We start from the raw sequence: 25,315 nt of genomic DNA on the forward strand, positions 1-25,315 counted from the left end.
TTATCGTTTGTGCCCGGTGTCGAGACGACGCTCCATGAAGATGGAGTAGCGCGACATCGAGAAGCAGAAGAGCCAGTAGACGAAGGCGGCGAAGACGAGGCCGGTCGCCGGGGTCGTCTCGGTGATCCAGTTGGGATCGTTGAAGCCGCGGCGCACCGTGCCGAGGAGATCGGCGAGGCCGATGATGTAGACGAGACTGGTGTCCTTGAAGAGCCCGATGAAGGTGTTGACGATGCCCGGGATCACCAGCTTCAGCGCCTGCGGCAGGATGATCATGCGCATCGTCTGCCAGTAGGTCAGCGCCATCGCGGCCGCACCTTCATACTGGCCCTTCGGCACCGCCTGCAGGCCGCCGCGCACCACCTCCGCCATGTAGGCCGCGGAGAACAGCGCCACGCCGACCAGCGCACGCAAGAGCTGGTTGATCGTCACGCCGGTCGGCAGGAACAGCGGCAGCATGAAGTTCGCCATGAACAGGACGGTGATCAGCGGCACGCCGCGCCAGAACTCGATGAAGATGATCGACATCAGCTTCACCGCCGGCATCTTCGAGCGGCGGCCGAGCGCCAGGAGAATGCCGAGTGGCAGCGACGCGGCGATGCCGGTCAGCGCCACGACGAGCGTCAGGAGGAGACCGCCCCACAGGCTCGTCGGCACCGTGGTCAGGCCGAAATCGCCGGCGAGCAGCACGATCACCACAATCGCGATGATCGCCGGGACGATCATCTGCACGGCACCCCTCGGCCCCTCGCCCGCCCGCAGCGCAGCGACGGCGAGAACCGCGATCGAGGCGATCGCGGCGGCGAAGCTGAGCAGGGCGAGCACGGAGAACCGCATGCCCAGGAAGCGAATGCTATCGGCGCCGATGAAGCACGAGGCGAGCCAGACGATCGCGGCGAGGATCGCGAGGCCGGAGGCGATGCGGGTCAGCGCACCCTGCTCCTCCATCCGCGCCTTCGTCGAGGCGACCGACAGCGCGCCGAATGCGGCAGCGGCGAAGAAGAAGGCAACCCCGCCGCCGCCGAGATTGAACTCGCCGCCGGTGAGCAGCACGAGCGAGATCAGTGGAAAGACGGCGAAGAGCAGGACCGCGTTCAGACCCTTGTACGGCACCCGCGGAATGGCGAGCGGCGCGACGAGGAGCACGAGCAGCGCGAAGACGATGTCGACGCGCCAGCGCTGATCGAGAGGATAAAGGCCGTAGACGAACTGCCCGAACTTGGCCTTCACGAAGATCCAGCAGGCGCCGATCTCGACCGCGTCGTTGCTCACGCATGCGGTGCGGTCGCTGCCTTCGAACACCGCCGCGGCGACGGCCCACTCGTAGAGGTGATAGACGACATACGCGATGAAGAGGGCGGCGATGACCGTGAGGACGCTGTCGCCGGGCGTGGCGAAGAGGTGCCGGCGGGCGCGGGCAAAGATCCCGGTTTCCGAAGGAGGCGGCGGAAGCGCCTCCTTCTGGCCGCGGGCGACGAAACGAGCGACTTGTTCTTCCATTCTTCGTAAGTCCTCGGATCAGCGCTCGACCAGCGCCATCTTGGCGTTGAACCAGTTCATGAAGATCGAGACGGTGAGGCTGATGCCGAGATAGATCGCCATCCAGATCACCACGACCTCCACCGTCTGGCCGGACTGGTTGAGCACGGTCGAACCGACCGCCACGAGCTCGGGATAGCCGATCGCCAGGCCGAGCGAGGAGTTCTTGGTGAGGTTCAGATACTGGCTGGTCAGCGGCGGAATGATCACACGAAAGGCCTGCGGCACCACGACGAGCCGCAGGATGTGGCTGCGGCGCAGACCCAGTGCGGAAGCAGCCTCGGTCTGACCCTTGGCCACCGACAGGATGCCCGCCCGCACGATCTCGGCGATGAAGGCGCCGGTGTAGACCGACAGCGCCAGGAACAGTGCGAGGTACTCCGGCTTCACCTGGAAGCCGCCGACGAGATTGAACGTGCTCTTCGTCGGGTATTCGAAGGCCACCGGCAGGCCGGTGACGAGGAAGACCACCAGCGGCAGGCCGACGATGAGCCCGAGGGCCGGCGCAAGCAAGGCGCGGCGCTCGCCCGTCGCGAGCTGCAGACGCCTGTTGCGGCGCGCGATCATCCAGGTGACGATAAGGCCGACGACCAGCGCGGCGAAGGTCAGCCATGCGATGGCCTCGAACTGCGCGCTGGGTGTCTGCAGGCCGCGGTTGGAAATGTAGCCGCCGAGCGGCAGCGAGATCGCGCCGCGCGGCTGCGGCAGGACGGCGAGGACGCCGAAATACCAGAACAGGATGACGAGGAGCGGCGGGATGTTGCGGAACGTCTCGACGTAGACGGTCGACAGGCTCCGGATCAGGAAGTTGTGCGACAGGCGGCCGATGCCGATGAGAAAGCCGAGGATCGTCGCCATCACGATGCCGGTGACGGCGATGATGATCGTGTTGACGATGCCGACGACGATGGCGCGCCCGTAGGTGGCGTTGCTCGAATAATCGATCGCGTGCTGGGAGATGTCGAAGCCGGAGCGGGTCGTGAGGAAGCCGAAGCCGGACGCGATATGGGCCTGCGCGAGATTGCGCGCGGTGTTGTCGACGATCCACCAGGCGAAGGCGACGAGCCCGACCACCAGCAAGACCTGGATGAAGATCCCCCGATAGAAGGCGTTGCTCAGGATCGAGCCGCCGGATCGGTGCTGGGGAACCGCTTGGGTTTGAGTCGTCATCGAGGTCTGGATCTTCCCTGTCCTGGGAGAACCCGCCGCCCGGGGGCGGACGGCGGGTTCGACGGAGCGACCGGTTCGGCGATGAGCCGCCGGACCGGGATCAGCCGGTCAGTCGATCAGCGGATCGGCGGCGCGTACTGCAGGCCGCCCTTGGTCCACAGGGCGTTCTGGCCGCGGGCGATGCCGAGCGGGGTGTTCGAGCCGACGTTGCGCTCGAAGATCTCGCCGTAGTTGCCCACGGCCTTGATCACCTTGACGGCCCAGTCCTTGTCGACGCCGAGATCGGTGCCGAAGGTGCCGTCGGTGCCGAGCATGCGACGGATCTCCGGGTTGTCGGACTTCTCCATCTCCTCGACATTCGCCTGCGTCACCCCGAGTTCCTCGGCGTTGACGAGCGCGAAGCCCACCCACTTGACGACGTCGAACCACTGGTCGTCGCCCTGGCGAACCGCCGGTCCGAGCGGCTCCTTGGAGATGATCTCCGGCAGCACGACGTTGTTGTCCGGGTTGCCGAGCTCGAGGCGCGAGGCATAGAGACCCGACTGATCGGTGGTCAGAACGTCGCAGCGGCCGCTGTCGTAGGCGGCGTTGACGTCGCTCTGCGCCTCGATGACGACCGGGTTGTACGTCATGTTGTTGGCGGCGAAGTAGTCGGCGAGGTTCAGCTCGGTCGTGGTGCCGCTCTGCACGCAGACCGTCGCGCCCGACAGCTGCAGCGCCGAGTTGATGCCGAGGTCCTTGCGGACCATGAAGCCCTGGCCGTCATAGTAGTTGACGCCCGTGAAGTTCAGGCCGAGCGAGGTGTCGCGGCCCATCGTCCAGGTGGTGTTGCGCACCAGAACGTCGACCTCGTTGTTCTGCAGCGCCGGGAAGCGCTGCACGGCCGAGAGCGGCACGTACTGGATCTTGCTCGCATCGCCGAGCACCGCGGCGGCGATTGCCTTGCAGTAGTCGACGTCGAGGCCCTGCCAGGCGCCCTGGTCGTTCTGCGAGGCAAAGCCCGGCAGGCCGGTGTTGACGCCGCACCGCAGCGCGCCGCGGGACTTCACGTCGTCCAGAGTCGCGGCGGACGCGTGTCCGATCGCGGCGCCGGCCACGGTCAGACCGAGCGCGGCTGTCAGGAGCTTCAAGTTCATCAGGTCACCTTCCCATTGATCTATTCAAGGATTGGCTGGCGCGAGCAGACAACGTCTGCCACCCGTCTTTGTCCGGGCACCCTTCGATTCCGGGTCATTGCCACGCCGCGATCACATGCCATAAAAAGCGGCAGGTCAAGCGTGTGACGCGCGTTTTTCCATTCTCCTGATGAAAGTATGCCCTTATACATAACGGCAGCTGCGCAGAGGTATATTATTTCATATGGCCGACGATCACGAGCATACCGTTTCAGGCGTTCGCACGCGCATCATGCATGGCGGACATGCCCCCAATGCCTTCCACGGCTTCGTCAATCCGCCGGTGGTTCGGGCCTCGACGGTTCTCTTTCCCGACACGCAGACCATGCGCGGCAACGGCCAGAAATACCGCTACGGGCTACGGGGGACGCCGACCACCGATGCTTTGGAAGCCATGCTTAGCGAGCTGGAGGGCGCGCACAATACTGTACTCGTGCCGTCGGGCCTTGCCGCCGTCACCCTGCCCCTGCTCGCGTTCCTGAGCGCCGGCGACCATCTCCTGGTCGTCGACAGCGTCTACTCGCCGACCCGGCAGTTCGCCGGGAGCGTCCTGAAGCGGATGGGGGTGGAGACCGAGTACTTTCACCCTTCGATCGGCGCCGAGGGCCTTGCGCGTCTGATGCGGCCGACGACGCGCGTCGTGTTTCTGGAAGCGCCCGGATCCAACACCTTCGAGATGCTGGACGTGCGCGCCATGTCCGACGTCGCCCATGCCGGTGATGCCGTCGTGATGATGGACAACACCTGGGCGACGCCGCTGTTCTTCCGCCCGCTCGAGCATGGCGTCGACCTGTCGATCCATGCCCTCACCAAATATCCCGGCGGCCACTCCGACCTCATGCTCGGCAGCGTGTCGGCGACCCAGGACAGCTTCGGCCGGCTGCGCGAGACGCAGATGGCGATCGGCATCAACGGCGCGCCGGACGACACCTATCTGGTCATCCGCGGGCTCAAGACGATGGCAGTCCGGCTGGAGCACCATCAGCGTGCCGCGCTGCAGCTCGCGGAGTGGCTGGAGGGCATGCCGGGGGTCGCGCGGGTGCTGCATCCCGCACTTCCCGGCTTCGACGGGCACGCGCTCTGGAAGCGCCAGTTCTCGGGCGCGAGCGGCCTGTTCTCGATCGTTCTGGCCGGCGGCGGCGACACGGAAGCGGCGGCCTTCCTCGACGCCTTGCGCATCTTCGGCCTCGGCTACTCCTGGGGCGGCTTCGAGAGCCTGGCCGTCTACTGCAACCTCGCCGACCGGACGGTGGCGAAGGCTCCGAGCGACGGCCCGGTGATCCGCCTGCAGATCGGCCTCGAGGATCCGGAAGACCTGCAGCGCGACCTCGAAGCCGGCCTCGCTGCGGTGACGGCGCTCCGACAGGCTTGACTAACCGCCTCGCGGCTTGCATCTGCTTGCCGCGAGGCCGAAGCGGCTCGGAGCGTAGCGCAGTCTGGTAGCGCATCTGGTTTGGGACCAGAGGGTCGCAGGTTCGAATCCTGCCGCTCCGACCATCGTTCGGCCGCGCGACGGAACACCCGGCCGCCGCCGCGGCCCTTCAGGAGGCTCTCGATGGTCGCCCGCATCTACCGCCCAGCCCGCACCGCGATGCAGTCCGGCCATGCCAAGACGCGCGAGTGGCTGCTGGTCTACGAGCCGGAGGAGCAGAAGCGGGTCGAGCCGCTGATGGGCTACACGTCCTCCGGCGACATGAAGAGCCAGATCCGCCTTTCCTTCGAGACCAAGGAGCAGGCGATCGAGTACGCCGAGCGCAACGCGATCCCCTACCGGGTCGAAGACTTCAAGTCGACGACCCGCCGGCGCATCTCCTATTCGGACAACTTCAAGTACGATCGGCGTCAGCCCTGGACGCACTGAACGTCTGACACTTCGGTCGGCTTCTCCAGACCGGCCATGCGGTCTTCATGCTTTTCTGCTAGACAAACCGGCGGCGCGTGCGCCGGCACGCGGCCCCGTAGCTCAGAGGATAGAGCACCGGCCTTCTAAGCCGATGGTCGCAGGTTCGAATCCTGCCGGGGTCGCCAGCAATTTCAGTGGCTTACGGCCTCCTCTCCGAGCGACGAATAGGAACAGGAGCCGCAGCGTTTCAGCTGTCGTGCACGTGCCGTTCTGGTTCAGAGACGGTTCTCGTCGCCGATGTCGCTCGACTGCAGCCGTCGACGCCGATGGCGGCCGGCGCATCACCGTCCCGCTGCAATTCAAACTCTCGTGGTCCCGGTAAGCCTTCCCAAGGCGTGGCAGCGATGAACCTCGCGCTGCGCCTCGAGCCCGGCGGTCCGTTAACGTCACCTGCAAGGAGTCGGCGGCATAAACTTGCGATCAGGCCCTGGCGCACGATCTTACGTGGGGATTTCAGGAGGACACCTGTGCCATCGTTCGACATCCGTCACGCGTTGTTCGTAGCGAGTCTTGCCGCCGCAGCGGCCACTCCGTTTCCGTCGTTCGCGGCTGACCGCGGTGCCCCAGACGCCGGCATCGGTGCGCGGGTGCGCATGGCCCAGTGGCACGGTGGCCGCGACACCCGCTCGAGCGTGCTGCAGCCGGCTCCCCTCGCCGAACGCGAGTGGTTCCGCCACGAGAACGGCTATTCCATGCCGCTGCAGTCGCGCCCCGGCGTCGGCTCCTGGAGCCCGTCGGACGATTGGGGTCGCGGGCACCGCGGTGATCGCGATCCGTCGTACTGGCGCGGCGACGACGGACACCGGCGCGACGGGCGCAACGACTGGGGGCGGCCGGATCGGCATGATCGAAACGGCCACGCGCATGGCCGAGATGACCACGACTGGCACCACCGCGATGCCGATGACCGCGACTGGCGCGACAGGGGCGATTACGACGACGACCGGGATCATGTCTGGCGCGACGGCTTCGGCGATCGCGATCGGGCGGACCGCTCCCGAGCGCCGGATCGGCACGACAGCCGCGACCATGGCGATCGACGGGACGGGATCGGCGGAGCCGACTTCGACGGCACGGCGGGGGATCCGTCCGGGTCGGATCGGGGCCGTATGCTCGATGCGCGTCGCCGGATGTTCGACGCGCGCCGCCAGCAGTTCGGCGACTGAGCCGGCGCTCGCGCGGCCTTCTCTGCTCGAAGTCCGGCGAAGACCCGCCTCCCGAGCCGCGGGCAGGTCCCGCGGCCCCTTCACGGGGACGGGTGGTCAGTCGCCCTTGATCGCCGGGTGAGTCAGCCGGTCACCGACGGCGACGCCGTAGCGGGCCGCCGCGCCGCCGTTGATCTCGAGCACATAGGTCGCCGGACCGCCGGACGGCACGAGGTCGAGCGAAAGCGGCTGGGCGTTGGTCGCGATGTGGGTCACCTTGCCCGTCGGATCCATGAACAGCATGTCGAGCGGGATCAGTGTGTTCTTCATCCAGAAGGTGACAGGGCGATTTTCCTGGAACACGAAGAGCATGCCGCTGTCGGCGGGCAGGCTCTCGCGGTTCATCAGCCCGACCTCGCGGCTCTGCGGCGTGTCGACGACCTCGACCGAGATCCGATGCTCGCCGGACTTCGTCGTCAGAACAGCCGTGGAGGCCCCGGCGAACGCCGCCGCATAGCCGATGACGCCGGCCACGAGGATCGCAGCGGCGCCGAGAATGAGTCTACGCATGAACGGGTCTCCGGTCGGCTTCAATGCGACGACGGCTGCACCGGGCCGGTCTCCGGATGGACCTCCGCCGCCATCAGGCCCTTCGAGCCGGTGCCGAAGCGCACCAGCACGCCCTGCCCTGGCCGCAGCTCGGTCATCCCGAAGCGGCGCAGCGTCTCCATGTGGACGAAGATATCCTCCGTCCCATCGCCGCGCGAGAGGAATCCGTAGCCCTTGGTGCGATTGAACCACTTGACGATCGCCGGCTCGAGATCGCTGGTCGGCACCACCGTCACATGCGTGCGCGAGGGCGGCAGCTGCGAGGGATGGATCGCGGTCGACTGGTCCATGGAGAGGATGCGGAAGGCCTGCAGCCCTTTCTCCCCGCGCTGCACCTCGCACACGAGACGCGTCCCCTCGAGGGCGGTGGAAAACCCGTCGCGGCGCAGGCAGGTCACGTGGAGCAGGATGTCCGGGCCCTGGTCGTCCGGAACGATGAAGCCGAACCCTTTCGCCACGTCAAACCACTTGATGTGCCCCGACACGACCTCGAGGCCGAGCACCCCGTCGTCTGAAAGGGCGCCGTAATCTGACACATGGACCGAGGTCTTCTCCGGCATCTCGGAGCCCGCCTCTCACGCTAATCGAATCACACGCAGACACGATAGCACTTTATGCGGGTCTGTCAGCACTTGAGAGGCGAAAGATTAACCTTTAGCCTTCGCACACCTGCGGCGAGCGGTTTCTTAGCCGGATAGGAATACCTCTCCGCTGATGCGCCAAGGCTGCGGCCGCAACTTTCGGAAGAACGCCTGACAGTACCGCCGCTCTCCCCCGGACGTCAGACTTTAAGCCGCACTGCTTGCCAGTTCTTGAGATTGATCTACGCGCAACCGGTCTCGGGTGCCCGTTCGCAGACGATGCATCGCCGTTGCTCCGTCGCTGCGACGGCAGCCGGATGGCCGTCCGCTTGCGAAAGCTATCACCGAAATGTGCCCTCGTAGGCGCGCCGCCGCACATCTCGCGCGGCGGCCTCAGCTTGGCGGATGGACCGTCGCCTACTCGGTCCCGCGCGCCCGTTGGACGGCGGCGAGGCACGCGGCTTCGTCGCCGTTGTCACGCGCGGCCATCGCCTGACGCAGCGCCTCCTGCCGCTGATCCGCGTCGCCGGATCCGGCCGCTGCCCCCTGGGTGGAGGCGGTCTGTTGCCGGTCGACGCCGGCCTGCTGCGAATCGACGGCCTGCTGCGAAGTGGCGATCTGCTCGTCCGGCTGGCCCGGCGTGCTGGCCAAGGGCGCGGTGCTGCCGTCCTTGCTGAGGCCAGTCGTGCGGGCCGCCGCCGAGTGCTGGGGCTGAGCGGTCGCTGTCGCCTGCTGCGAAGCTCCGCTTGCCGTCGCGGAGGCCGCCGTCTGCTGCCGGCCCTGACCTGCTCCTCCATCTGGAGCCTGCGCATTCGACGCGCTCTGGAGCGGCGCAAGGCTGCCGTCCTTGGCGATCGGCTGACGCCGGGCGGACGGGGTCTGCCCGTTGGCTGAGTCGGACGACGCGCTCTGCTGGAAGTTCGTCGTCTGGCCGTTCCCCGGCTGTGCCGGCTGTGCGAACGCGCCCTGCGGCCCGGCGCCGGACCACTGTGCCTCCAGAGAGGCTATGTCGTCGGCGCAGTCGGCCGACGCGATGCCGGTTCCGGCGAGGAGCAACACGGCGCTCGCGACGATGATGGTTTGTCCGTTCATCCCAAGGATCCTTCTTGTTTTGGTGAAGGATGCCGCACGACCACACGCCAGAGCGGCATCGATGCAATCGAAACCGACGCGCGATTGCAGGGGTTCCGAGGCTGCCGCCGCTGTTTGCTTTGCCGGAAAACCGTTCCCTCGAGGCTTGGCTGCAGCGATCGTGCCGCTATGACTAGCCCGGCGCTGCCGGCCCTGTTCGGCGCCGCAGGACGAACCTTCGCCGTCCGGTCGGGCGGCCTTGCAAGAAATTCGGAGATCTCACATGCGTTATCTGCACACGATGGTGCGCGTCACCGACGTCGAGGCTTCGCTCGACTTCTACTGCGGCACGCTCGGCATGCGCGAGGTGCGCCGCATCGACAACGAGTCGGGACGCTTCACGCTGATCTTCCTCGCCGCGTCGGAAGACGTCGAGGCCGGCGAGAGCGTGCGCGCGCCGCTGGTCGAACTGACCCACAACTGGGACCCCGAGGACTACGACGGCGGGCGCAATTTCGGCCACCTTGCCTATGAAGTCGACGACATCTACGAGACGTGCCAGCGGCTGATGGATGCCGGCGTGACGATCAACCGGCCGCCGCGCGACGGCCGGATGGCCTTCGTCCGCTCCCCCGACAACATCTCGATCGAGCTGCTCCAGAAGGGCGATGCCAAGCCGAGCGCCGAGCCTTGGGCGAGCATGCAGAACACCGGCGTCTGGTGAGGCGCCGCGTCATTCTGCCGCCGCAATCCCGCCATAGGTCTTGACGATCGGGTCGGGGGACGATCCAACCACAATCGGCAGGCTCAAGCACAGCATCTTCCGCCTGGCATCCATGGATGCTGAGGCAAGCTTGATGCGATAAGCGAGCCGGCAGGCGCCGCGGCCGGCGGGGACATGGCTTGTCGCGGTGCCGGAACGTCGCATAAGGGCCGCGGGAGCGGCCTGCTCATGGGGGTGGCGCCGCGGCCGGGTCCGCGGCGGTCGAGAGGAAGTGCCAGTCTTGCAGCCAACCATCCGATCCCGCGTCCGCGCCGTCGGCCGCGCCGCGCTCGCCGTCGGTGTCTCGACCGGCCTGATGCTGGCCGGCGGCTGCGTGTCGGCCGTGGACGATCCCGGAGCGCTCGGTTTCCAGACTGCGCAGCAGACCGGTCGAGCCGGCCCCGGCGGCCTTTCCATCGACGGCCCTGGTTCCGCCGTATCGGCCGACGCCGGCTCGAACGCGGGCACGGCTGAGGGCACGCGGGCCGCTGCGGCGCCGGACGCCGGGCCAGCCGCCGCGGCGCAGCCCGACGCCAAGCGCCTGATTGCGGCCGCAGCAGCCTCTGCCAGCGGAGCAGACGTGGCCAAGGACGCAGCGGTCGACCCCGAGCGCGCGGCCACCCCTTCCGCCGGCAAGGTCAGCCTCACCTCCTTCGCCGAAGCGAAGCCGGCGCCGGCGAGCGCGACCGACAAGCTGCTGCAGCAGAGCAAGCCGGCCGCGAACGGCTCGACGCTCTACGAATCGCTCTTCACCCAGTCGCAGGCCCGGGTGCCGATCAAGAACACCGACAGCACCAAGAGCCGCCGCGTCCTCTTGCGTCACGAGGGTGCACCGGTCGAGACGGCCTCCCTGCCCGGCGTCGATCCGACCTCGCTCTTCGAGATCGGCCACCGTGCATCCGCGGACGAGGACGCGCTCGAGGATGCCGACGAGATCACCAGCGGGGCCTATCGCGTCGCGTCCCTCACGGGGCTGGCGCGCCTCGCCCCGAACGGCCTGACGGTGCAGCGGCCCGACGTCGACACCGGCTGCTTCCAGCCGCAGCTCGTCTCCTTGCTGCACCAGGTCGAGCAGCGCTTCGGCACCAAGGTGATCGTCACCTCCGGCTACCGCGATCCCGACCACAACCGCCGGGTCAACGGCGCCAAGCGCTCGATGCACATGTCGTGCAAGGCGGCCGACATCATCATCCCGAACGCCGACAAGTTCGCGGTCGCCGCCTTCGTGCGCGGCCTGCCCGGACGCGGCGGCGTCGGCACCTACTGCTACACCGACGCGATCCACGTCGACATCGGCCCGAAGCGCGACTGGAACTGGGCCTGCCGGCGCGTTCGCACCTGAGTGCGCGCAGGCCGGCCCGGGCGCCCGTCCCCTGCGCCTTCGACGACGTTCGAAGCGGGTTGCGGTCAGCGGCGACTCGCCCTATACATCCGCCCGCTGCGCCCATCGTCTAGCGGTTAGGACAGCGCCCTTTCACGGCGCAGACAGGGGTTCGATTCCCCTTGGGCGTACCATTTCCCGAGCACGCGACTGCGTTGTGGAGCAGCTGCGCCGGTGTCCGGCGTCCTTTCCCTCGTGCTCGCCGTCGACTTGGGACGAGCCGCACCCGGATCAGCTTCGTACCGCCTGAAGCGATCGCGACCGTGTTCGACCGTGTTGTCCGACGCGCTGCGCAAGCCGTTCCCCGCCCACGCCGCGACTGGCGCCGGCTCGTCCCGCCGGGACGGGTGCGGGCGGCGCGATATCGCCGAGGCGGTGGCTCTGTCCGCCTCCGGTCGCCCCAGGTTCCCGTCCTTCAATGAACCGTAACGTCGACGGCGCGACGATCTCCTGTTGTCGGGTGCAGGGCGACGACATCCGAGGACGAATTTCTCCTCGCGGCGCTCTGAGGCGTCTGTCTGTGCTTGCGTTGTCCTCGCCGGCGCAACATCATCTCGCCTGCTCAGCGAGAGTGACAGGTGGCGGCGCAGGGCCCGCCACCTCCCCGTATGAGGGCGAGGGACCGGGAGTCTGATGACAGGCGCATTCGACGAGGACGAGCGAGGAAACGGCTGGGCTGCCGGGAGAGCTGCGGCAGCACGGCCGCAGCGGCTGGGTCCCCTCGCGACGCTGCCCGTCTTCTTCGATCTCGCCGGGCGTCGTGCCATCATGGTCGGCGGCGGCGACGGCGCGGCCTGGAAGGCCGAGCTCTTGGCTGCGGCCGGCGCCGTTGTCGATCTGTACGTTCCCGCCCACCAGCTCGGCGAGGAGATGGCGTCCCTTCTGAACGCGCCCACGGCAGCCGGAGACATACGCCATCACGACCGCCCCTGGGCGGTGGACGTCTTCGCCGGCGCGGCGATCGCCGTCGGCGATCTCGAGGGCGAGAGTGAGGCGCAGGCGTTCGCCTGCGCAGCGCGGGCGGCTGGCGTGCCGGTCAACGTCGTCGACAAGCCGGCCTTCTGCGACTTCCGCTTCGGCTCCATCGTCAACCGCTCCCCCGTGGTCGTCGGCATCTCCACCGATGGCGCGGCGCCGATCCTCGGCCAGGCCATCCGCCGGCGCATCGAGACGCTGCTGCCTCCGGGCCTGTCAGACTGGGCGGCCCTCGCGGCGCGCACACGGGCGGCCGTCATGGAGCGCCTCGCGCCCGGTCCTGCCCGCCGCGCCTTCTGGGAGCGCTTTGCCGACTGGGCCCTGACGACCCGGGCGCCGCACGCCGATGCCGAGGACGACGTTCGCCGCCTCGTCGGCGAACTCGCCGCCTCATCCGCCGCCGGCGGCCGGGTGACGCTGGTCGGCGCCGGTCCGGGCGAGGCCGAGCTCCTGACGCTCAAGGCGGTTCGCGCGCTGCAGGCCGCCGACGTCATCCTCTTCGACGACCTCGTGTCGGACGACATCCTCGAGCTGGCGCGGCGGGAGGCCAAGCGCCTTCTCGTCGGCAAGCGGGCGTCGCGCGAGAGCTGCCGGCAGGAGGACATCAACCGGCTGATGGTGCAGTTCGCCAAGGCCGGCAAGCACGTCGTCCGACTGAAGTCCGGCGACGTGTCGGTGTTCGGCCGGGCCGGCGAAGAGCTCGCCGAGCTCCGGCGCCAGGGTATCCCCGCCGCCATCGTGCCCGGCATCACCGCCGCCTCGGCGCTCGCCGCCGCCTTCGGCGTCTCGCTCACCCATCGCGACCGCGCCCAGCAGCTGCGCCTCGTCACCGGCCATTCCCAGAAGGGCGGCCTGCCCGAGGATCTCGACTGGCCGGCGCTCGCCGACGCACACGCGACGACGATCTTCTACATGGGCGGCCGCATGGCGGCCCGCATCGCCGCGCGCCTGGTCGCCGAGGGGCTGCCGGCTGACACGCCGGTCGCGGTCGCCGCCAACCTGTCGCGTGCCGACGAGACCCGCGCGGCCGGGCGCCTGTCGGAGCTCGGCGCGATCGTCGAGCGGATCGGGGTCGACCGGCCGATTCTGATCGGCATCGGCCGGGTGTTCGAGGAGGCCGCGGCAGCACAGCCCACAGCCGAGCTCGACCAGGCGGCCTCCGCCTGATCCTGCCTTCCGGACGGCGCTTCGCTCGCCCGGTCATCGCTCGTCGTCAGTCGATGCTCTCGGCCGCGTCCACGATCCGCAGCCGGGCCGAAGGCTGGCCGCGGAAGTGGTCGATCGAGACCGTGCCTGCGACATGCACCGGCCGGTCGCGTCCGCCGAGCAGCAGGCGGCCGAGCTCGGTGTCCTCGGCTCGGAAGGCCATTGCGGCTGCCGTCGATCCGTCGGCGGCCTTGAGCACCGCCCGCACATGGCCTCCGCCGACCGGCGCGGCCGACTGGATCCGATGGCGCGGCAGTGCGAAGAGCGGCTGCGGGTGCCCGGAGCCGAAGGGCCCGGCCCGCTCCAGCGTCTCGGCGAAGGCAAGCGTCAGGCCGCCGGCGCTCACGGCGCCGTCGAAGCGCAGCGCCTCGCCCGCCATGAGCACCCTCACCTCTCTCGCCGCCTCGGCCTCGACGAAGGCGCGGAAGTCGCCGAGGCGATCGCGTTCGATGGTGATGCCCGCCGCCATCGCGTGGCCGCCACCCTTGACGAGGATGCCCGCCTCGACCGCGCGGCGCACCAGGCGGCCGAGATCGTAGCCGCCGACCGAGCGGCCGGAGCCCGTGCCGCGCCCGCTGGCGTCGAAGGCGATGGCGAAGGCCGGGCGGCGGTGACGCTCCTTCAGGCGCGCCGCGATCAGCCCGACGATGCCGGGATGCCAGCCCTCGCGTGCGATGACGAGCACCGGCGGCCCCTCGCCGCTGCCGATCTCGGCCGTCGCCTCGGCGTCCGCGTCGGCGAGCATCTCGCGTTCCATCGCCTGGCGCTCCGCGTTGAGAACGTGCAGCTGCTCGGCGAGCGCGTCGGCCTCGCTCGCCTCGGCGATGGTCAGGAGCCGACTGCCGAGATGTGCCTCCCCGATGCGCCCGCCCGCGTTGATGCGGGGACCGATCAGGAAGCCGAGATGATAGGAGTCGAGCGGGCCGGAGATGCGCGCAATCCTTGCGAGCGCCCGCAGCCCGGCATTCTGCTGCTGGCGCAGGACCTGCAGCCCCTTGACGACGAGCGCCCGGTTGAAACCGATCAGCGGGACCACGTCGCAGACCGTCGCGAGCGCCACGAGATCGAGCCAGGCGAAAAGGTCCGGCAGGTCGCCCGGCGCCCGCCCGCGCCGCCGCAACTCGCGCGACACCGCGGCGAGGGTCACGAAGACGACGCCCGCCGCCGCCAGATGTCCCTGGCCCGAAAGGTCGTCCTGCCGGTTCGGGTCCACCACGGCGACCGCCGCCGGCAGCGTCGTGCCGGCCTGGTGATGGTCGAGCACGACGACGTCGGCGCCCGCCGCGCTGGCCGCCGCGATCGCCTCGTGGCTGGAGACGCCGCAGTCGACGGTGACGATGAGCGAGGCCTCGGCGGCCAGGGCGCGCATGGCGTCCAGGTTCGGTCCGTAGCCCTCGACGATCCGGTCGGGGATGCGGATCTGCGGCGCGAGGCCGAGATGCGACAGGTAGCGCCAGAGCAGCGCGGCCGACGCCGCACCGTCGACGTCGTAGTCGCCGAAGATCGCGACGCGCTCGCGCCGCTCCACCGCGTCGGCGAGCCGGCGGGCGGCACGATCCATGTCGGTCAGGCTCGACGGGTCGGGCATCAGCGCCCGGATCGTCGGATCGAGAAAGGCCGGCGCCGCATCGGCGGCGACGCCGCGCCCGGCGAGAACCCGGCCGAGCAGCTCCGGCAGGCCGTGCAGCTGGGCAATGCGGAGCGCCGCGGCCTCGGCCTGCGCATCGAGCCCGTGGACCCAGCGCCGGCCGCCGACCGAGCGCTCGACGCCGAGAAAGACCCGTTCCGTTCCAGCCATGGGCGTGCGCGTCAGATCCCGAACTTGCTCCGGTCGTAGTGCCGCGCGCGGATCTCGCGCACCGTGTGCGAGAACGACCGCATCACCAAGGTGTGCGTCTCGATCCGGTTCTTGTAGAGCCGCACGCCGTCGAGGATGTTGCCGTCGGTCACGCCCGTGGCCGCGAAGATCACGTGCCCTGAGGCCATCTCGTCGTGACGGTAGATGCGGCTGGCGTCGGTGATGCCCATCGCCTCGGCGCGCTGGCGCTTCTCGGCGGTGTTGAGCTGCAGCCGGCCCTCCATCTGTCCGCCGGTGCAACGCAGCGCCGCGGCCGCCAGCACGCCCTCCGGCGCGCCGCCGATGCCCATGTAGATGTCGATGCCGGTCTCGTCGGGATCCGCGGCATGGATGACGCCGGCGACGTCCCCGTCACCGATCAGCCGGATCGAGGCGCCCGTCGCGCGCACCTCCTCGATCAGCTGCGCGTGGCGCGGCCGGTCGAGAATGCAGGCGGAGATCTCGGAGACCGGCACGCCCTTGGCGTCGGCGAGCGCCTCCAGGTTCTCGGTCGCCGAGCGCCGCAGGCTCACGAGCCCGTCCGGATAGCCCGGACCGATGGCGATCTTCTCCATGTAGACGTCGGGCACGTTGAACAGGCTGCCCCGCGCCGCGACGGCGATCACCGCGAGCGAGTTCGGCAGGTTCTTGGCGCAGATCGTCGTGCCTTCGAGCGGGTCCAGCGCGATGTCGACCTGCGGTCCGGTACCGTTGCCCACGACTTCGCCGACATAGAGCATCGGCACTTCGTCCCGCTCGCCTTCGCCGACGACGACGAGTCCGTCGATCGCGACGCGGTTCAGCTCCGCACGCATCGCCTCGACGGCGGCCTGATCGGCCGCCTTCTCGTCGCCGCGTCCGCGCAGCGTCGCGGCGGCCACCGCCGCGCGCTCCGTGACGCGGGCGATCTCGATCGACAGCATCCGATCGAGCGGCTCCGTGCCGAGTTCGGCGCCTGTCATGTCCCCATCTCCCCGTTGCGGCCGGTCATATGCCTCATCCACATGAACGCACAATGTCGGCCAGGCGGTGCGCTCAGTCGAGGGTCTCGATCCGGATCATGCGCGGCTCGCCCCGCAGATGCCCGTCCTTCGACACGAGGTCGAGCGCCCTGCGCACCGCCGCCTCGGTCGTCTCGTGCGTGATCAGGATCACCGGGGCGATCTCGTCGTTCGAGTCGCCTGCGGCGCGGCGTTGCACGATCGATTCGAGCGAGATGCCGTTTTCGGCCATCCGGCGCGCGATCGAAGCAAAGGCGCCGACCCGGTCGAGCACCGTCAGACGGATGTAGTAGCCGCCTTCATGGGCCCGCATGCGGGCCCGCTTGTAGGGCGCGAGAACGGCAGGCGCGACACCGAGCGTCGGGGTGGCGTCGCCGCCGGCGAGGTCGAGGATGTCCGACAGCACCGCCGACGCCGTCGCCTTGCCTCCTGCGCCGGGGCCGGCGAGCAGGATGGAGCCGAGAAGATCGCTGTCGACCGCGACGGCATTGGTGACACCGTCGACCTGCGCCAGCGCCGCGTGCGCCGGGATCATGGTCGGGTGCACGCGCTGTTCGATGCCGCTTTCGGCGCGCTGTGCGACCGCGAGGAGCTTGACCCGGTAGCCGAGTTCGGCCGCTGCCCGGATGTCCTCGGCCGTGACCTCGGAGATGCCTTCCACGAAGATCGCCTCCACGTCGATCTCGCAGCCGAAGGCGAGCGAAGTGAGGATCGCCAGCTTGTGGGCGGCGTCGAAGCCGCCGACGTCGAAGGTCGGATCCGCTTCGGCATACCCGAGCCGCTGGGCGTCGGCGAGGCAGTCGGCGAAGGCGAGCCCCTCCTTCTCCATCCGGGTCAGGATGTAGTTGCAGGTGCCGTTGAGGATGCCGTAGACGCGGCTGACGGAATTGCCGCGCAGCGCCTCGCGCATCGTCTTGATGATCGGGATGCCGCCGGCGACGGCCGCCTCGAAGAAGATCGTCGTGTTCCTGCGCTGCGCGAGCTTGGCGAGCGCGACGCCGTGATGGGCGAGCAGCGCCTTGTTGGCGGTGACCACCGGCAGGCCGCGGTTGAGCGCGGCCTTCACCGCCTCATAGGCCGGTCCCTCGGCGCCGCCGATCAGCTCGACGAAGACGTCGATCTCGCCCTGTCCGGCGAGTTCGACAGGGTCGGAGAACCACGCGGTCGCGCTGAGATCGACGCCGCGGTCGCGGTCGCGGTCGCGCGCGCAGACGCCGCCGATCTCGATCGACCGCCCGGTGCGCATGGCGAAGACCTCGCGCTTGTCGTGGATCAGCCGGGCCAGGGAAGCCCCGACCGTGCCGAGCCCGGCAATGCCGAGCCTCATCGGGCGTGTCATGAAACCCCTTCCGTCCTTGCCGCCGGGAATCGCTGCCGGGATCAGGCCCGGGCGCCGAGCGGGATGACGTTCTGCCGCGTCTCCTCGCCGCTTGCAAGGAAGCGGCGGATGTTGCGCGCCGCCTGGCGGATGCGGTGCTCGTTCTCCACCAGGGCGATGCGGACATGGTCGTCGCCGTGCTCGCCGAACCCGACGCCCGGCGCCACCGCGACGTCCGCCTTCTCGATCAGGAGCTTGGAGAACTCGAGCGACCCCAGCGACAGATACTGCGGCGGCAGCGGCGCCCAGGCGAACATGGTCGAGGACGGCGGCGGCACGTCCCAGCCGGCGCGGCCGAAGGATTCCACCAGCACGTCCCGCCGCCGCCGGTAGACTTCGCGCACCTCGCGGATGGCGCTGTCGTCGGCGTTCAGCGCGGCGGTCGCCGCGACCTGGATCGGCGTGAAGGCGCCGTAGTCCAGATAGGACTTCACCCGCGCGAGCGCCGCGATCAGCCGCTCGTTGCCGACGGCAAACCCCATCCGCCAGCCCGGCATGGAGAAGGTCTTCGACATCGAGGTGAACTCGACCGCCACGTCCATCGCGCCCGGCACCTGCAGGACGGACGGCGGCGGCGTGTCGTCGAAATAGATCTCGGCATAGGCGAGATCGGAGAGGACGATGATGCCGTGCTTCTTGGCGAAGGCGACGACCTCGGCATAGAAGTCGAGATCGGCGGTGAAGGCGGTCGGATTGGACGGATAGTTCAGGATCACCGCGAGCGGCTTGGGGATGGAGTGGCGGACCGCCTTGTCGAGGGCCGACATGAAGGTGTCGTCGGGGCGGGCCGGGAGCGCGCGCAGCGTGCCGCCCGCCATCAGGAAGCCGAAGGCGTGGATCGGATAGGTCGGGTTCGGGCAGAGGATCACGTCGCCGGGCGCGGTGATCGCCTGCGCCATGTTGGCGAAGCCCTCCTTCGACCCCAGGGTCGCCACCACCTGGGTGTTCGGGTCGAGCGTGACGCCGAAGCGCCGCTTGTAGTAGGCGGCCTGGGCGCGGCGCAGGCCGGCGATCCCCTTCGATGCCGAGTATCGGTGCGTGCGCGGGTCGCGGATCGCCTCGCACAGCTTGTCGACGATGAACTTCGGCGTCGGCAGGTCCGGATTGCCCATGCCGAGATCGACGATGTCGGCACCCTTGGCGCGCGAGCTCGCCTTGAGGCGATTGACCTCCTCGAAGACGTAGGGCGGCAGGCGGCGGACCTTGTGGAACTCTTCCATCGCGTTTGTCCTGCTAGGGCCGGTCGCGGGACGCACGCCGGGACCATCGACTCTCATGAAAGATATGCGTCGGCCGTACCGACGGATCAGCGGGTGGGAGTGAGGCGCGGGGCCGGCGTACCGACCGCCGCGGCTCCAGCATCGGCCGGTGCGGTGCTGGCGACCGCGGCGGCCACATCCGCGCGCGTCTTGTCGCCCAGCGCTTGCATCTGGGACACCGACTGCTGGTAGGCCGCTGCGTTGCCACCGGTCATCGCCGCGCTCACCTGCGCCTCGGCCTCGAGCTGGCGACGCTCGTTGGCGACCGTGGTGTTGTCCAGCTGCGGTGCCGCGGTGTTGGGAAAGGCGCCGAGCAGCGGATAGCCATCCGAGCCGAGGCGCTGAGCCGACGGACCGTTCTCGACCATGCGCGCGCGCTCCAGTCCCGCCGTCGGATCCTCGTCGGGAAACATCGACGTACAGGCCGCGAGCGGTGCCGTGGCAAGGACGGCAGCGAGACGAAGGCGGCGCGCGGTGGAGGGCATCACTCGGGGCGGATCCTGGAACATCTGTGGGTTCTTCTTACTCGAAAGCCGGCCGACAGCAAACGCCTGCCGAGCCCGTCGCCTGATGAGGCGGCTGCCGGAATCGTGGCTGACAGGACGGCCGCTCTGGCTCTCCCGCACGAGCAAAACCGGTGTGGATGCGTTAAGTAGAGTTGCCGACCATCGCCCGTCGGGACGAAGACCCGGCCGCGACAAGATGGAAGCTGAGGGAGAGCACCCATGAACGACACCGGCGAGCCCGGCGCCGATGGCGCCTTCGGTCCCTACGACGCCTATACCGTGCGCGATCCGGAGGCCCTCAGCCGCAACCTCGCGCGTGCCCTGGAGCAGCTCGGCAAGGCCGCGTCCGAGTGGCTCGAGCCCCGTGAGAACGGCACGCTGGTCGATCAGGGGCCGATCAGCTTTCCCGAGGTCGCCGCGACCATCGGCAAGATCAGCGAATACTGGCTCGCCGATCCCGCCCGGATCATGGAGGCGCAGACCCGCTTCGTCGGCGGGTGCTTCGCCATCTGGGCGAACACCTTGCGACGCATGGCGGGCGAGACACCGCAGCCGCCGGTCGCACCCGCCGAAGCGGACAAGCGCTTCCGGGACGCGGACTGGAGCCGCCACCTGTTCTTCGACGTGATGAAGCAATTCTACCTGTTTTCCAGCCGCTGGGCCGAGGACATGGTCGCCCGCGCCGAAGGTCTCGACCCCCACACCCGGGACAAGGCGGCGTTCTACGTCAAGCAGATCACCCAGGCCGTCTCGCCCTCGAACTTCGTCCTGACCAACCCGGAGCTGTTCCGCGAGACGATGGCGACCAACGGCGAGAATCTGGTGCGCGGCATGCGCATGTTCGCTGAGGACATGGCGGCGGGCCGCGGCCAGCTGCGGCTCCGTCAGGCCGACTATTCCGGCTTCGAGGTCGGGCGCAATCTGGCCGCGACGCCGGGCAAGGTGGTGGCCGAAAACCGGCTGTGCCAGATCATCCAGTATGCCCCGGCCGGTGAGACCGTGCTGCGCCGGCCGCTGCTGATCGTGCCGCCCTGGATCAACAAGTACTACATCCTCGACCTCACGCCGGAGAAGTCGCTGATCGCCTGGATGGTCGAGCAGGGCCACACCGTCTTCGTGATCTCGTGGGTCAACCCGACGGAGGCGCATGCCGCGCTCGACTGGCGCGACTACATCGAGGACGGCATCCTCTTCGGGCTCGACACGATCGAGGCCGCGACCGGCGAGCGGGAGGTGAACGCCGTCGGCTACTGCGTCGGGGGCACGCTGCTCTCGGCCGCCCTCGCCTCGCTGGCCGGCAAGGGCGACGACCGCATCCGCAGCGCCACGCTCCTGACCACCCAGGTGGACTTCACCGACCCCGGCGATCTCAAGCTCTTCGTCGACGAGACGCAGCTGGAGCTGATCGAGGCGAGCATGGCCAAGGGCTATCTGGAGGGTGCGCACATGGCGACGGCCTTCAACCTCTTGCGTGCCGGCGACCTGATCTGGCCCTACTTCGTCAACAACTACCTGAGGGGCAAGGAGCCGCTGCCCTTCGACCTCCTCTACTGGAACGCCGACGCGACCCGGATGTCCCGGGCGAACCACCTGTTCTACCTGCGCAACTTCTACCTCAAGAACAAGCTCGTGGAGGGCACCCTGGAGATCGGCGGCGAGCGGCTCGACCTCTCGCGGGTGACGATCCCGATCTACGAACTGGCGACGCGCGAGGACCACATCGCGCCGGCGCGCAGCGTCTTCCTCGGCAGCCGCGCCTTCGGCGCGGAAGCGACCTACGTGCTGACCGGCTCGGGCCACATCGCCGGCGTCGTCAATCCGCCGTCGCGCGGCAAGTACCAGTACTGGACCGGCCCGGCTCCCTCGCGCCACGAGACGCTCGACGACTGGCTCGCGCATGCGACCGAGACCAAGGGCTCCTGGTGGCCGCACTGGCAGGCCTGGATCGAGCCGCAGTCGGGCGAGCGGGTGCCGGCGCGCCAGCCGGGCGGCGGTCGACTGTCGCCGATCGAGGACGCGCCGGGCTCCTACGTCAAGGTCCGCTCCTGACGGACGTGAGCGCGCGCGAATGGCCTCGACCGTCCAGGGCTTGAAGCGCCGGTCCGCTAATGCGACATCACGATGGATGGCAGGGCGCTCTGCCGAACTTCTTTGTGGACTGCGATGATCAGCTACCTCGAGGCCGAAGCCAATCCGGTGCGCAACACCGGCGCGATCCGCCTCTACGACGCCGCCGCCTTCGAAGGCATGCGCAAGGCCTGCCAGCTGACGGCGCGCTGCCTCGATTCGCTCGTCGACATCGTCAAGCCCGGCGTGACGACCGACACAATCGACGCGCATGTGCTCGCCTTCGCCCTCGCCAACGACACCGTGCCGGCGACGCTCAACTATCGCGGCTACACCAAGAGCACCTGCACCTCGATCAATCACGTCGTCTGCCACGGCATCCCGAACGACAAGCCGCTGCGCGACGGCGACATCGTCAACATCGACGTCACGCTGATCGTCGACGGCTACTATGGCGACTCCTCGCGCATGTATCCGGTCGGCAAGCCGAAGCGCGCGGCCGAGCGGCTCTGCGAGGTCACCTACCGTTCGCTGCTGCTCGGGCTCGCCGAGGTGAAGCCGGGGGCCAGGATGGGCGACATCGGCGCCGCCATCCAGGAGTATGCCGAAAGCGAGCGCTGCTCGGTGGTGCGCGACTTCTGCGGCCATGGCGTCGGACGCATCTTCCACGACGCGCCGAACGTCCTTCACTACGGCAAGCGCGGCGACGGCGTCGAGATGCGGCCCGGGATGATCTTCACCATCGAGCCGATGATCAATCTCGGCAAGCCGCACGTGAAGGTTCTCGGCGACGGCTGGACGGCCGTCACGCGGGACCGGTCGCTCTCCGCCCAGTACGAGCACACCGTCGCGGTGACCGAAAGCGGCTGCGAGGTCTTCACCTATTCTCCCCTCGGTCTCGACGCGCCTGGCCTGGGGCTCGAGACGACGACGCTCGGCTGACGGGCGTCGTGGCGGCCGAGGCGGACGAGAGTGGCTTCGGCGAAGGCGGACGGCCCGGCGCCGACCGCTCGGCGCGCATCGCCAAGCACTATGACGGGCACCGCGACCGCCTGCGCGAGCGCTTCGCGGAAGGCGGCGCCGCGGCGCTCGCCGACTACGAGATGCTGGAACTCGTCCTGTTCCGCACGATCCCGCGCCGCGACGTCAAGCCGCTCGCGAAGGCGTTGATCGCCCGCTTCGGCACGCTCGGCGAGGTGCTGAACGCGCCGGTCGCCCTTCTCCAGGAGGTGGCCGGCATCGGCCACTCGACGGCGCTGGACCTGTCGATCGTCGCCGCGGTCAACCGACGGGCGATGCGCTCGCAGATCAAGGGGCGAGAGATCCTCTCCTCCTGGTCCGCCGTCCTCGACTACTGCACCGCCGCCATGGCCTACGAGACGCGCGAGCAGTTCCGCATCCTCTTCCTCGACAAGAAGAACGGCCTGATCGCCGACGAAGTGCAGGGCACCGGCACCGTCGACCACACGCCGGTCTATCCGCGCGAGGTGGTGCGGCGCGCGCTGGAGCTGTCGGCGACTGCGCTGATCCTCGTGCACAATCATCCCTCCGGCGATCCGACGCCGTCGCGCGCCGATATCGAGATGACCAAGACGATCATCGAGACCGCACGGCCGATGGGCATCGCCGTGCACGATCACGTCATTGTCGGCCGTGCCGGTCATGCCAGCCTCAAGGGCCTGCGGCTGATCTGACCGGACTTGATGACCCGCGCCTCCCGAGCGCCGACAATCCTGACCGAGGGCCGAGCGGACCAGTCGCTCGAGCGGCGTCAGTGCAGGCGCCCGAGTTCCGTCAGCGTGCGGATCTCGCGCCGGCCCACCAGTCGGGCGTGACTGAAGCGCACCGAATGGATCGCCGCCTCCACCTCCCGTTCCCAGTGGGCGAGGAAGCGCTTCAGCCGCGGATAGTCCGGGGCGATGTCATGGAATTGCCAGGAGAAGCTCTGCAGCAGCGCCGGATGGTCGGGCATCCGGTAGAGGATCTCGGCGCTGGTGAGGCCGTAGCCCTCCAGCATCTCCAGAAAGGCGGGGTCGACGTCGGACGCAGGCATCGGCAAGCTCCATGGTCATGCCGGCCGGTGTGAAGCCGGCTTAACGATGCTGCGCCCCGAAACTTGTCGAAAGCTTAACGCAAATCCTTCGGATCACCGGAGCGTCCAGGTGGCCCGAACCGCGCCAGCCGCACTCAGTAGTCCCCTCCGCTGGGCAGCCGGTCGAGGAAGCGCCGCGCGTCATCGCGGATCGCCGTGCGCCGCTCGCCGCTCATGCGGTCGAGAGTCTGGTAGGGCTGGCGCAGGCGCTGGTTGCCGCGCAGCGTCTTGCCGTTGCGGTCGAGGAAATCCCAGTAGAGATAGTTGAACGGACACGCGCGCGGACCGAGCTTGCGGGTGACGTCGAACACGCAGTTCTCGCAGTAGTCCGACATCTTGTGGATGTAGTTCCCCGAGGCGGCATAGGGCTTGGAGGCGAAGAGGCCGCCATCGGCGAACAGGATCATGCCGACGACGTTCGGCATTTCGACCCACTCGTAGGCGTCGTGGTAGACGACGAGATACCACTCCTGCACCGCCGTCGGATCGAGCCCGGCGAGGAGACAGAAGTTGCCGAGCACCATCAGCCGCTGGATGTGGTGAGCGTAGGCGTTGCGCTTCGTTTCGCCGATCGCCTGGGCGAGGCAGTTCATCTCGGTCTCGCCGGTCCAGAAGAAGTCGGGCAGCGGCCGCGTCGCGCCCAGCGCGTTGCGCTCGCCGTAGCCGGGCATTTCGCGCCAGTAGATGCCGCGCACGAACTCGCGCCAGCCGATGATCTGGCGGATGAACCCCTCCACCGCCTCGATGGGCGCCGCGCCGGCGTGATAGGCGTCGTCGGCCCGCAGACAGCACTCCTGCGGTCCGAGGAGGCCGCAATTGATCAGCGCCGACAGATGCGAGTGGAACAGCAGCGGCGCCCCCTGCCGCATCGCGTCCTGGTACGGGCCGAAGCGCGGCAGCGCGTCCTCCACAAACCAGTCCAGGTAGCGCAGGGCATCCTGCCGTGTGACGGGATAGTCGAAGCCGTCGAGGTCACCGAAATGATTGCCGAAGCGGCGGGAGACGAGGTCGAGCACCGCCTGCGTCTCGGCGTCGGGTGGGAAATCCGGCCGCGGCGGCGGCTCGATCTCCGCCGGCAGCCGCTCCCGATTGGCGAAATCGAAGTTCCAGCGCCCGCCGACCGGCGCCTCGCCGTCCATGAGGAAGCCGGTGCGTCGGCGCATCTCGCGGTAGAAATACTCCATCCGCAGGCCCTTGAGGCCCTCGGCCCAGGCCTCGAAGGTGGCGTGGTCGCAGAGGAACCGGTCGTCCGGCCGGATCTCGACCGGCAGGCCCAGCGCCCTCTCCCACCCCTCCATCATCTGGCGAACGCGCCACTCGCCGGGCTCGGTGACGACCACGCGCTCTGGCCGATGGCGCTGGACCGCCTCCATGAGCGCCGCGGTGAAGCTGTCGGCGGGAGCGTCCTCGTCGAGCGTGCGGTACTCGACCCTCAATCCCTCCTGGCGCAGGTCTTCGGCGAAATGGCGCATGGCCGCGAAGAGGAAGGCGATCTTGCGCTTGTGGTGCCGCACGTAGCCGGTCTCCTCGCCGACTTCGGCCAGCAGGATGACGTCGTCCGGCGCGACGTCCCGCAGCGAGGACACCGAGCGGCTGAGCTGGTCGCCGAGAACGAAGCGCAACACCGTCATGAAGAACCGCCCCACACCGAATGCCG

22 protein-coding genes and 3 tRNA genes are annotated in these 25,315 nt (G+C 68.7%); 12 read left to right on the forward strand and 13 right to left on the reverse strand.

Translation table 11 applies throughout. The features are described 5' to 3' along the window. The 3 genes from NPA30_RS11050 to NPA30_RS11060 form a co-directional block, all read right to left on the reverse strand. Window positions 1-1,500: an amino acid ABC transporter permease gene (locus tag NPA30_RS11050; protein ID WP_256802726.1), complete on the reverse strand. Its 1,500-nt coding sequence runs from the start codon at window positions 1,498-1,500 to the stop codon at window positions 1-3. Between the two features lie 18 nt (window positions 1,501-1,518). Then, complete coding sequence (locus tag NPA30_RS11055) at window positions 1,519-2,709, reverse strand: amino acid ABC transporter permease (RefSeq protein ID WP_256802727.1); 1,191 nt, start codon at window positions 2,707-2,709, stop codon at window positions 1,519-1,521. A gap of 116 nt (window positions 2,710-2,825) precedes the next feature. Next, window positions 2,826-3,845, reverse strand: a complete 1,020-nt coding sequence (locus tag NPA30_RS11060) for an amino acid ABC transporter substrate-binding protein (RefSeq protein WP_256802728.1) — start codon at window positions 3,843-3,845, stop codon at window positions 2,826-2,828. A 223-nt stretch (window positions 3,846-4,068) separates the two neighbouring features. On the opposite strand from NPA30_RS11060, the gene metC reads away from it, so the two are divergent. The 5 genes from metC to NPA30_RS11085 all read left to right on the forward strand — a co-directional run bounded on the left by metC (window position 4,069) and on the right by NPA30_RS11085 (window position 6,953). Beyond that, entirely contained in the window at window positions 4,069-5,256 is a 1,188-nt protein-coding gene (gene metC, locus NPA30_RS11065; RefSeq protein ID WP_256802729.1) for a cystathionine beta-lyase, read from the forward strand. Window positions 5,257-5,304: 48 nt separating this feature from the next. Further along, window positions 5,305-5,381: transfer RNA gene (locus NPA30_RS11070), tRNA-Pro, on the forward strand. A gap of 58 nt (window positions 5,382-5,439) precedes the next feature. Further along, window positions 5,440-5,745: an ETC complex I subunit gene (locus tag NPA30_RS11075; protein ID WP_256802730.1), complete on the forward strand. Its 306-nt coding sequence runs from the start codon at window positions 5,440-5,442 to the stop codon at window positions 5,743-5,745. A 91-nt stretch (window positions 5,746-5,836) separates the two neighbouring features. Further along, window positions 5,837-5,912 (forward strand) — tRNA-Arg (locus tag NPA30_RS11080). Window positions 5,913-6,131: 219 nt separating this feature from the next. Continuing rightward, on the forward strand, window positions 6,132-6,953 hold the full coding sequence (locus NPA30_RS11085) for a hypothetical protein (RefSeq protein WP_256802731.1): 822 nt from the start codon (window positions 6,132-6,134) through the stop codon (window positions 6,951-6,953). A 96-nt stretch (window positions 6,954-7,049) separates the two neighbouring features. Here NPA30_RS11085 and NPA30_RS11090 read toward each other — a convergent pair whose 3' ends face one another. The 3 genes from NPA30_RS11090 to NPA30_RS11100 all read right to left on the reverse strand — a co-directional run bounded on the left by NPA30_RS11090 (window position 7,050) and on the right by NPA30_RS11100 (window position 9,214). Continuing rightward, complete coding sequence (locus NPA30_RS11090) at window positions 7,050-7,502, reverse strand: DUF192 domain-containing protein (protein ID WP_256802732.1); 453 nt, start codon at window positions 7,500-7,502, stop codon at window positions 7,050-7,052. Between the two features lie 20 nt (window positions 7,503-7,522). Next, the gene (locus tag NPA30_RS11095; RefSeq protein WP_256802733.1) at window positions 7,523-8,101 is read right to left on the reverse strand and encodes a cold-shock protein; all 579 of its coding nucleotides are present in this window, start codon (window positions 8,099-8,101) and stop codon (window positions 7,523-7,525) included. A 438-nt stretch (window positions 8,102-8,539) separates the two neighbouring features. Beyond that, window positions 8,540-9,214 carry a hypothetical protein gene (locus tag NPA30_RS11100; RefSeq protein WP_256802734.1) on the reverse strand — a complete coding sequence of 225 codons (675 nt, stop codon included), beginning with the start codon at window positions 9,212-9,214 and terminating at the stop codon, window positions 8,540-8,542. A 262-nt stretch (window positions 9,215-9,476) separates the two neighbouring features. Between NPA30_RS11100 and gloA the strand changes: the two genes are divergently transcribed. The 4 genes from gloA to cysG all read left to right on the forward strand — a co-directional run bounded on the left by gloA (window position 9,477) and on the right by cysG (window position 13,479). Then, the gene (gene gloA, locus NPA30_RS11105) at window positions 9,477-9,917 is read left to right on the forward strand and encodes a lactoylglutathione lyase (RefSeq protein ID WP_256802736.1); all 441 of its coding nucleotides are present in this window, start codon (window positions 9,477-9,479) and stop codon (window positions 9,915-9,917) included. A 280-nt stretch (window positions 9,918-10,197) separates the two neighbouring features. Then, entirely contained in the window at window positions 10,198-11,298 is a 1,101-nt protein-coding gene (locus tag NPA30_RS11110) for a YcbK family protein (RefSeq protein ID WP_256802737.1), read from the forward strand. A gap of 98 nt (window positions 11,299-11,396) precedes the next feature. Beyond that, window positions 11,397-11,471, forward strand: a tRNA-Glu gene (locus NPA30_RS11115). A gap of 577 nt (window positions 11,472-12,048) precedes the next feature. Next, on the forward strand, window positions 12,049-13,479 hold the full coding sequence (gene cysG / locus NPA30_RS11120; RefSeq protein WP_256802889.1) for a siroheme synthase CysG: 1,431 nt from the start codon (window positions 12,049-12,051) through the stop codon (window positions 13,477-13,479). A 46-nt stretch (window positions 13,480-13,525) separates the two neighbouring features. On the opposite strand, the gene recJ is transcribed toward cysG, so the two are convergent. From recJ to NPA30_RS11145, 5 genes are all read right to left on the reverse strand, one after another. Beyond that, on the reverse strand, window positions 13,526-15,316 hold the full coding sequence (recJ, locus tag NPA30_RS11125; protein ID WP_256802740.1) for a single-stranded-DNA-specific exonuclease RecJ: 1,791 nt from the start codon (window positions 15,314-15,316) through the stop codon (window positions 13,526-13,528). A gap of 11 nt (window positions 15,317-15,327) precedes the next feature. Then, a complete protein-coding gene (gene glpX / locus NPA30_RS11130) occupies window positions 15,328-16,317 on the reverse strand; it encodes a class II fructose-bisphosphatase (protein WP_256802741.1) in 990 nt (329 codons plus the stop codon). A gap of 73 nt (window positions 16,318-16,390) precedes the next feature. Beyond that, a complete protein-coding gene (locus tag NPA30_RS11135) occupies window positions 16,391-17,695 on the reverse strand; it encodes a homoserine dehydrogenase (protein WP_256802742.1) in 1,305 nt (434 codons plus the stop codon). A gap of 41 nt (window positions 17,696-17,736) precedes the next feature. Beyond that, the gene (locus tag NPA30_RS11140) at window positions 17,737-18,954 is read right to left on the reverse strand and encodes an LL-diaminopimelate aminotransferase (RefSeq protein WP_256802743.1); all 1,218 of its coding nucleotides are present in this window, start codon (window positions 18,952-18,954) and stop codon (window positions 17,737-17,739) included. Between the two features lie 86 nt (window positions 18,955-19,040). Continuing rightward, on the reverse strand, window positions 19,041-19,478 hold the full coding sequence (locus NPA30_RS11145; protein ID WP_256802744.1) for a hypothetical protein: 438 nt from the start codon (window positions 19,476-19,478) through the stop codon (window positions 19,041-19,043). Window positions 19,479-19,718: 240 nt separating this feature from the next. Here NPA30_RS11145 and phaC point away from each other — a divergent pair, with 240 nt between their 5' ends. The 3 genes from phaC to radC all read left to right on the forward strand — a co-directional run bounded on the left by phaC (window position 19,719) and on the right by radC (window position 23,260). Continuing rightward, a complete protein-coding gene (gene phaC / locus NPA30_RS11150; protein ID WP_256802745.1) occupies window positions 19,719-21,548 on the forward strand; it encodes a class I poly(R)-hydroxyalkanoic acid synthase in 1,830 nt (609 codons plus the stop codon). Between the two features lie 114 nt (window positions 21,549-21,662). After that, a complete protein-coding gene (map, locus tag NPA30_RS11155; protein WP_256802746.1) occupies window positions 21,663-22,508 on the forward strand; it encodes a type I methionyl aminopeptidase in 846 nt (281 codons plus the stop codon). 8 nt (window positions 22,509-22,516) lie between these two features. Continuing rightward, a complete protein-coding gene (gene radC, locus NPA30_RS11160; protein WP_256802747.1) occupies window positions 22,517-23,260 on the forward strand; it encodes a RadC family protein in 744 nt (247 codons plus the stop codon). A gap of 77 nt (window positions 23,261-23,337) precedes the next feature. Here radC and NPA30_RS11165 read toward each other — a convergent pair whose 3' ends face one another. Both NPA30_RS11165 and NPA30_RS11170 read right to left on the reverse strand, forming a co-directional pair. Then, window positions 23,338-23,619 carry an usg protein gene (locus NPA30_RS11165; RefSeq protein WP_256802748.1) on the reverse strand — a complete coding sequence of 94 codons (282 nt, stop codon included), beginning with the start codon at window positions 23,617-23,619 and terminating at the stop codon, window positions 23,338-23,340. 134 nt (window positions 23,620-23,753) lie between these two features. Further along, window positions 23,754-25,289 carry a cryptochrome/photolyase family protein gene (locus tag NPA30_RS11170; protein ID WP_256802749.1) on the reverse strand — a complete coding sequence of 512 codons (1,536 nt, stop codon included), beginning with the start codon at window positions 25,287-25,289 and terminating at the stop codon, window positions 23,754-23,756. Window positions 25,290-25,315 lie beyond the last annotated feature (26 nt).

The organism is Mangrovibrevibacter kandeliae (genome assembly GCF_024519155.1).
Lineage (GTDB): Bacteria > Pseudomonadota > Alphaproteobacteria > Rhizobiales > Rhizobiaceae > Mangrovibrevibacter > Mangrovibrevibacter kandeliae.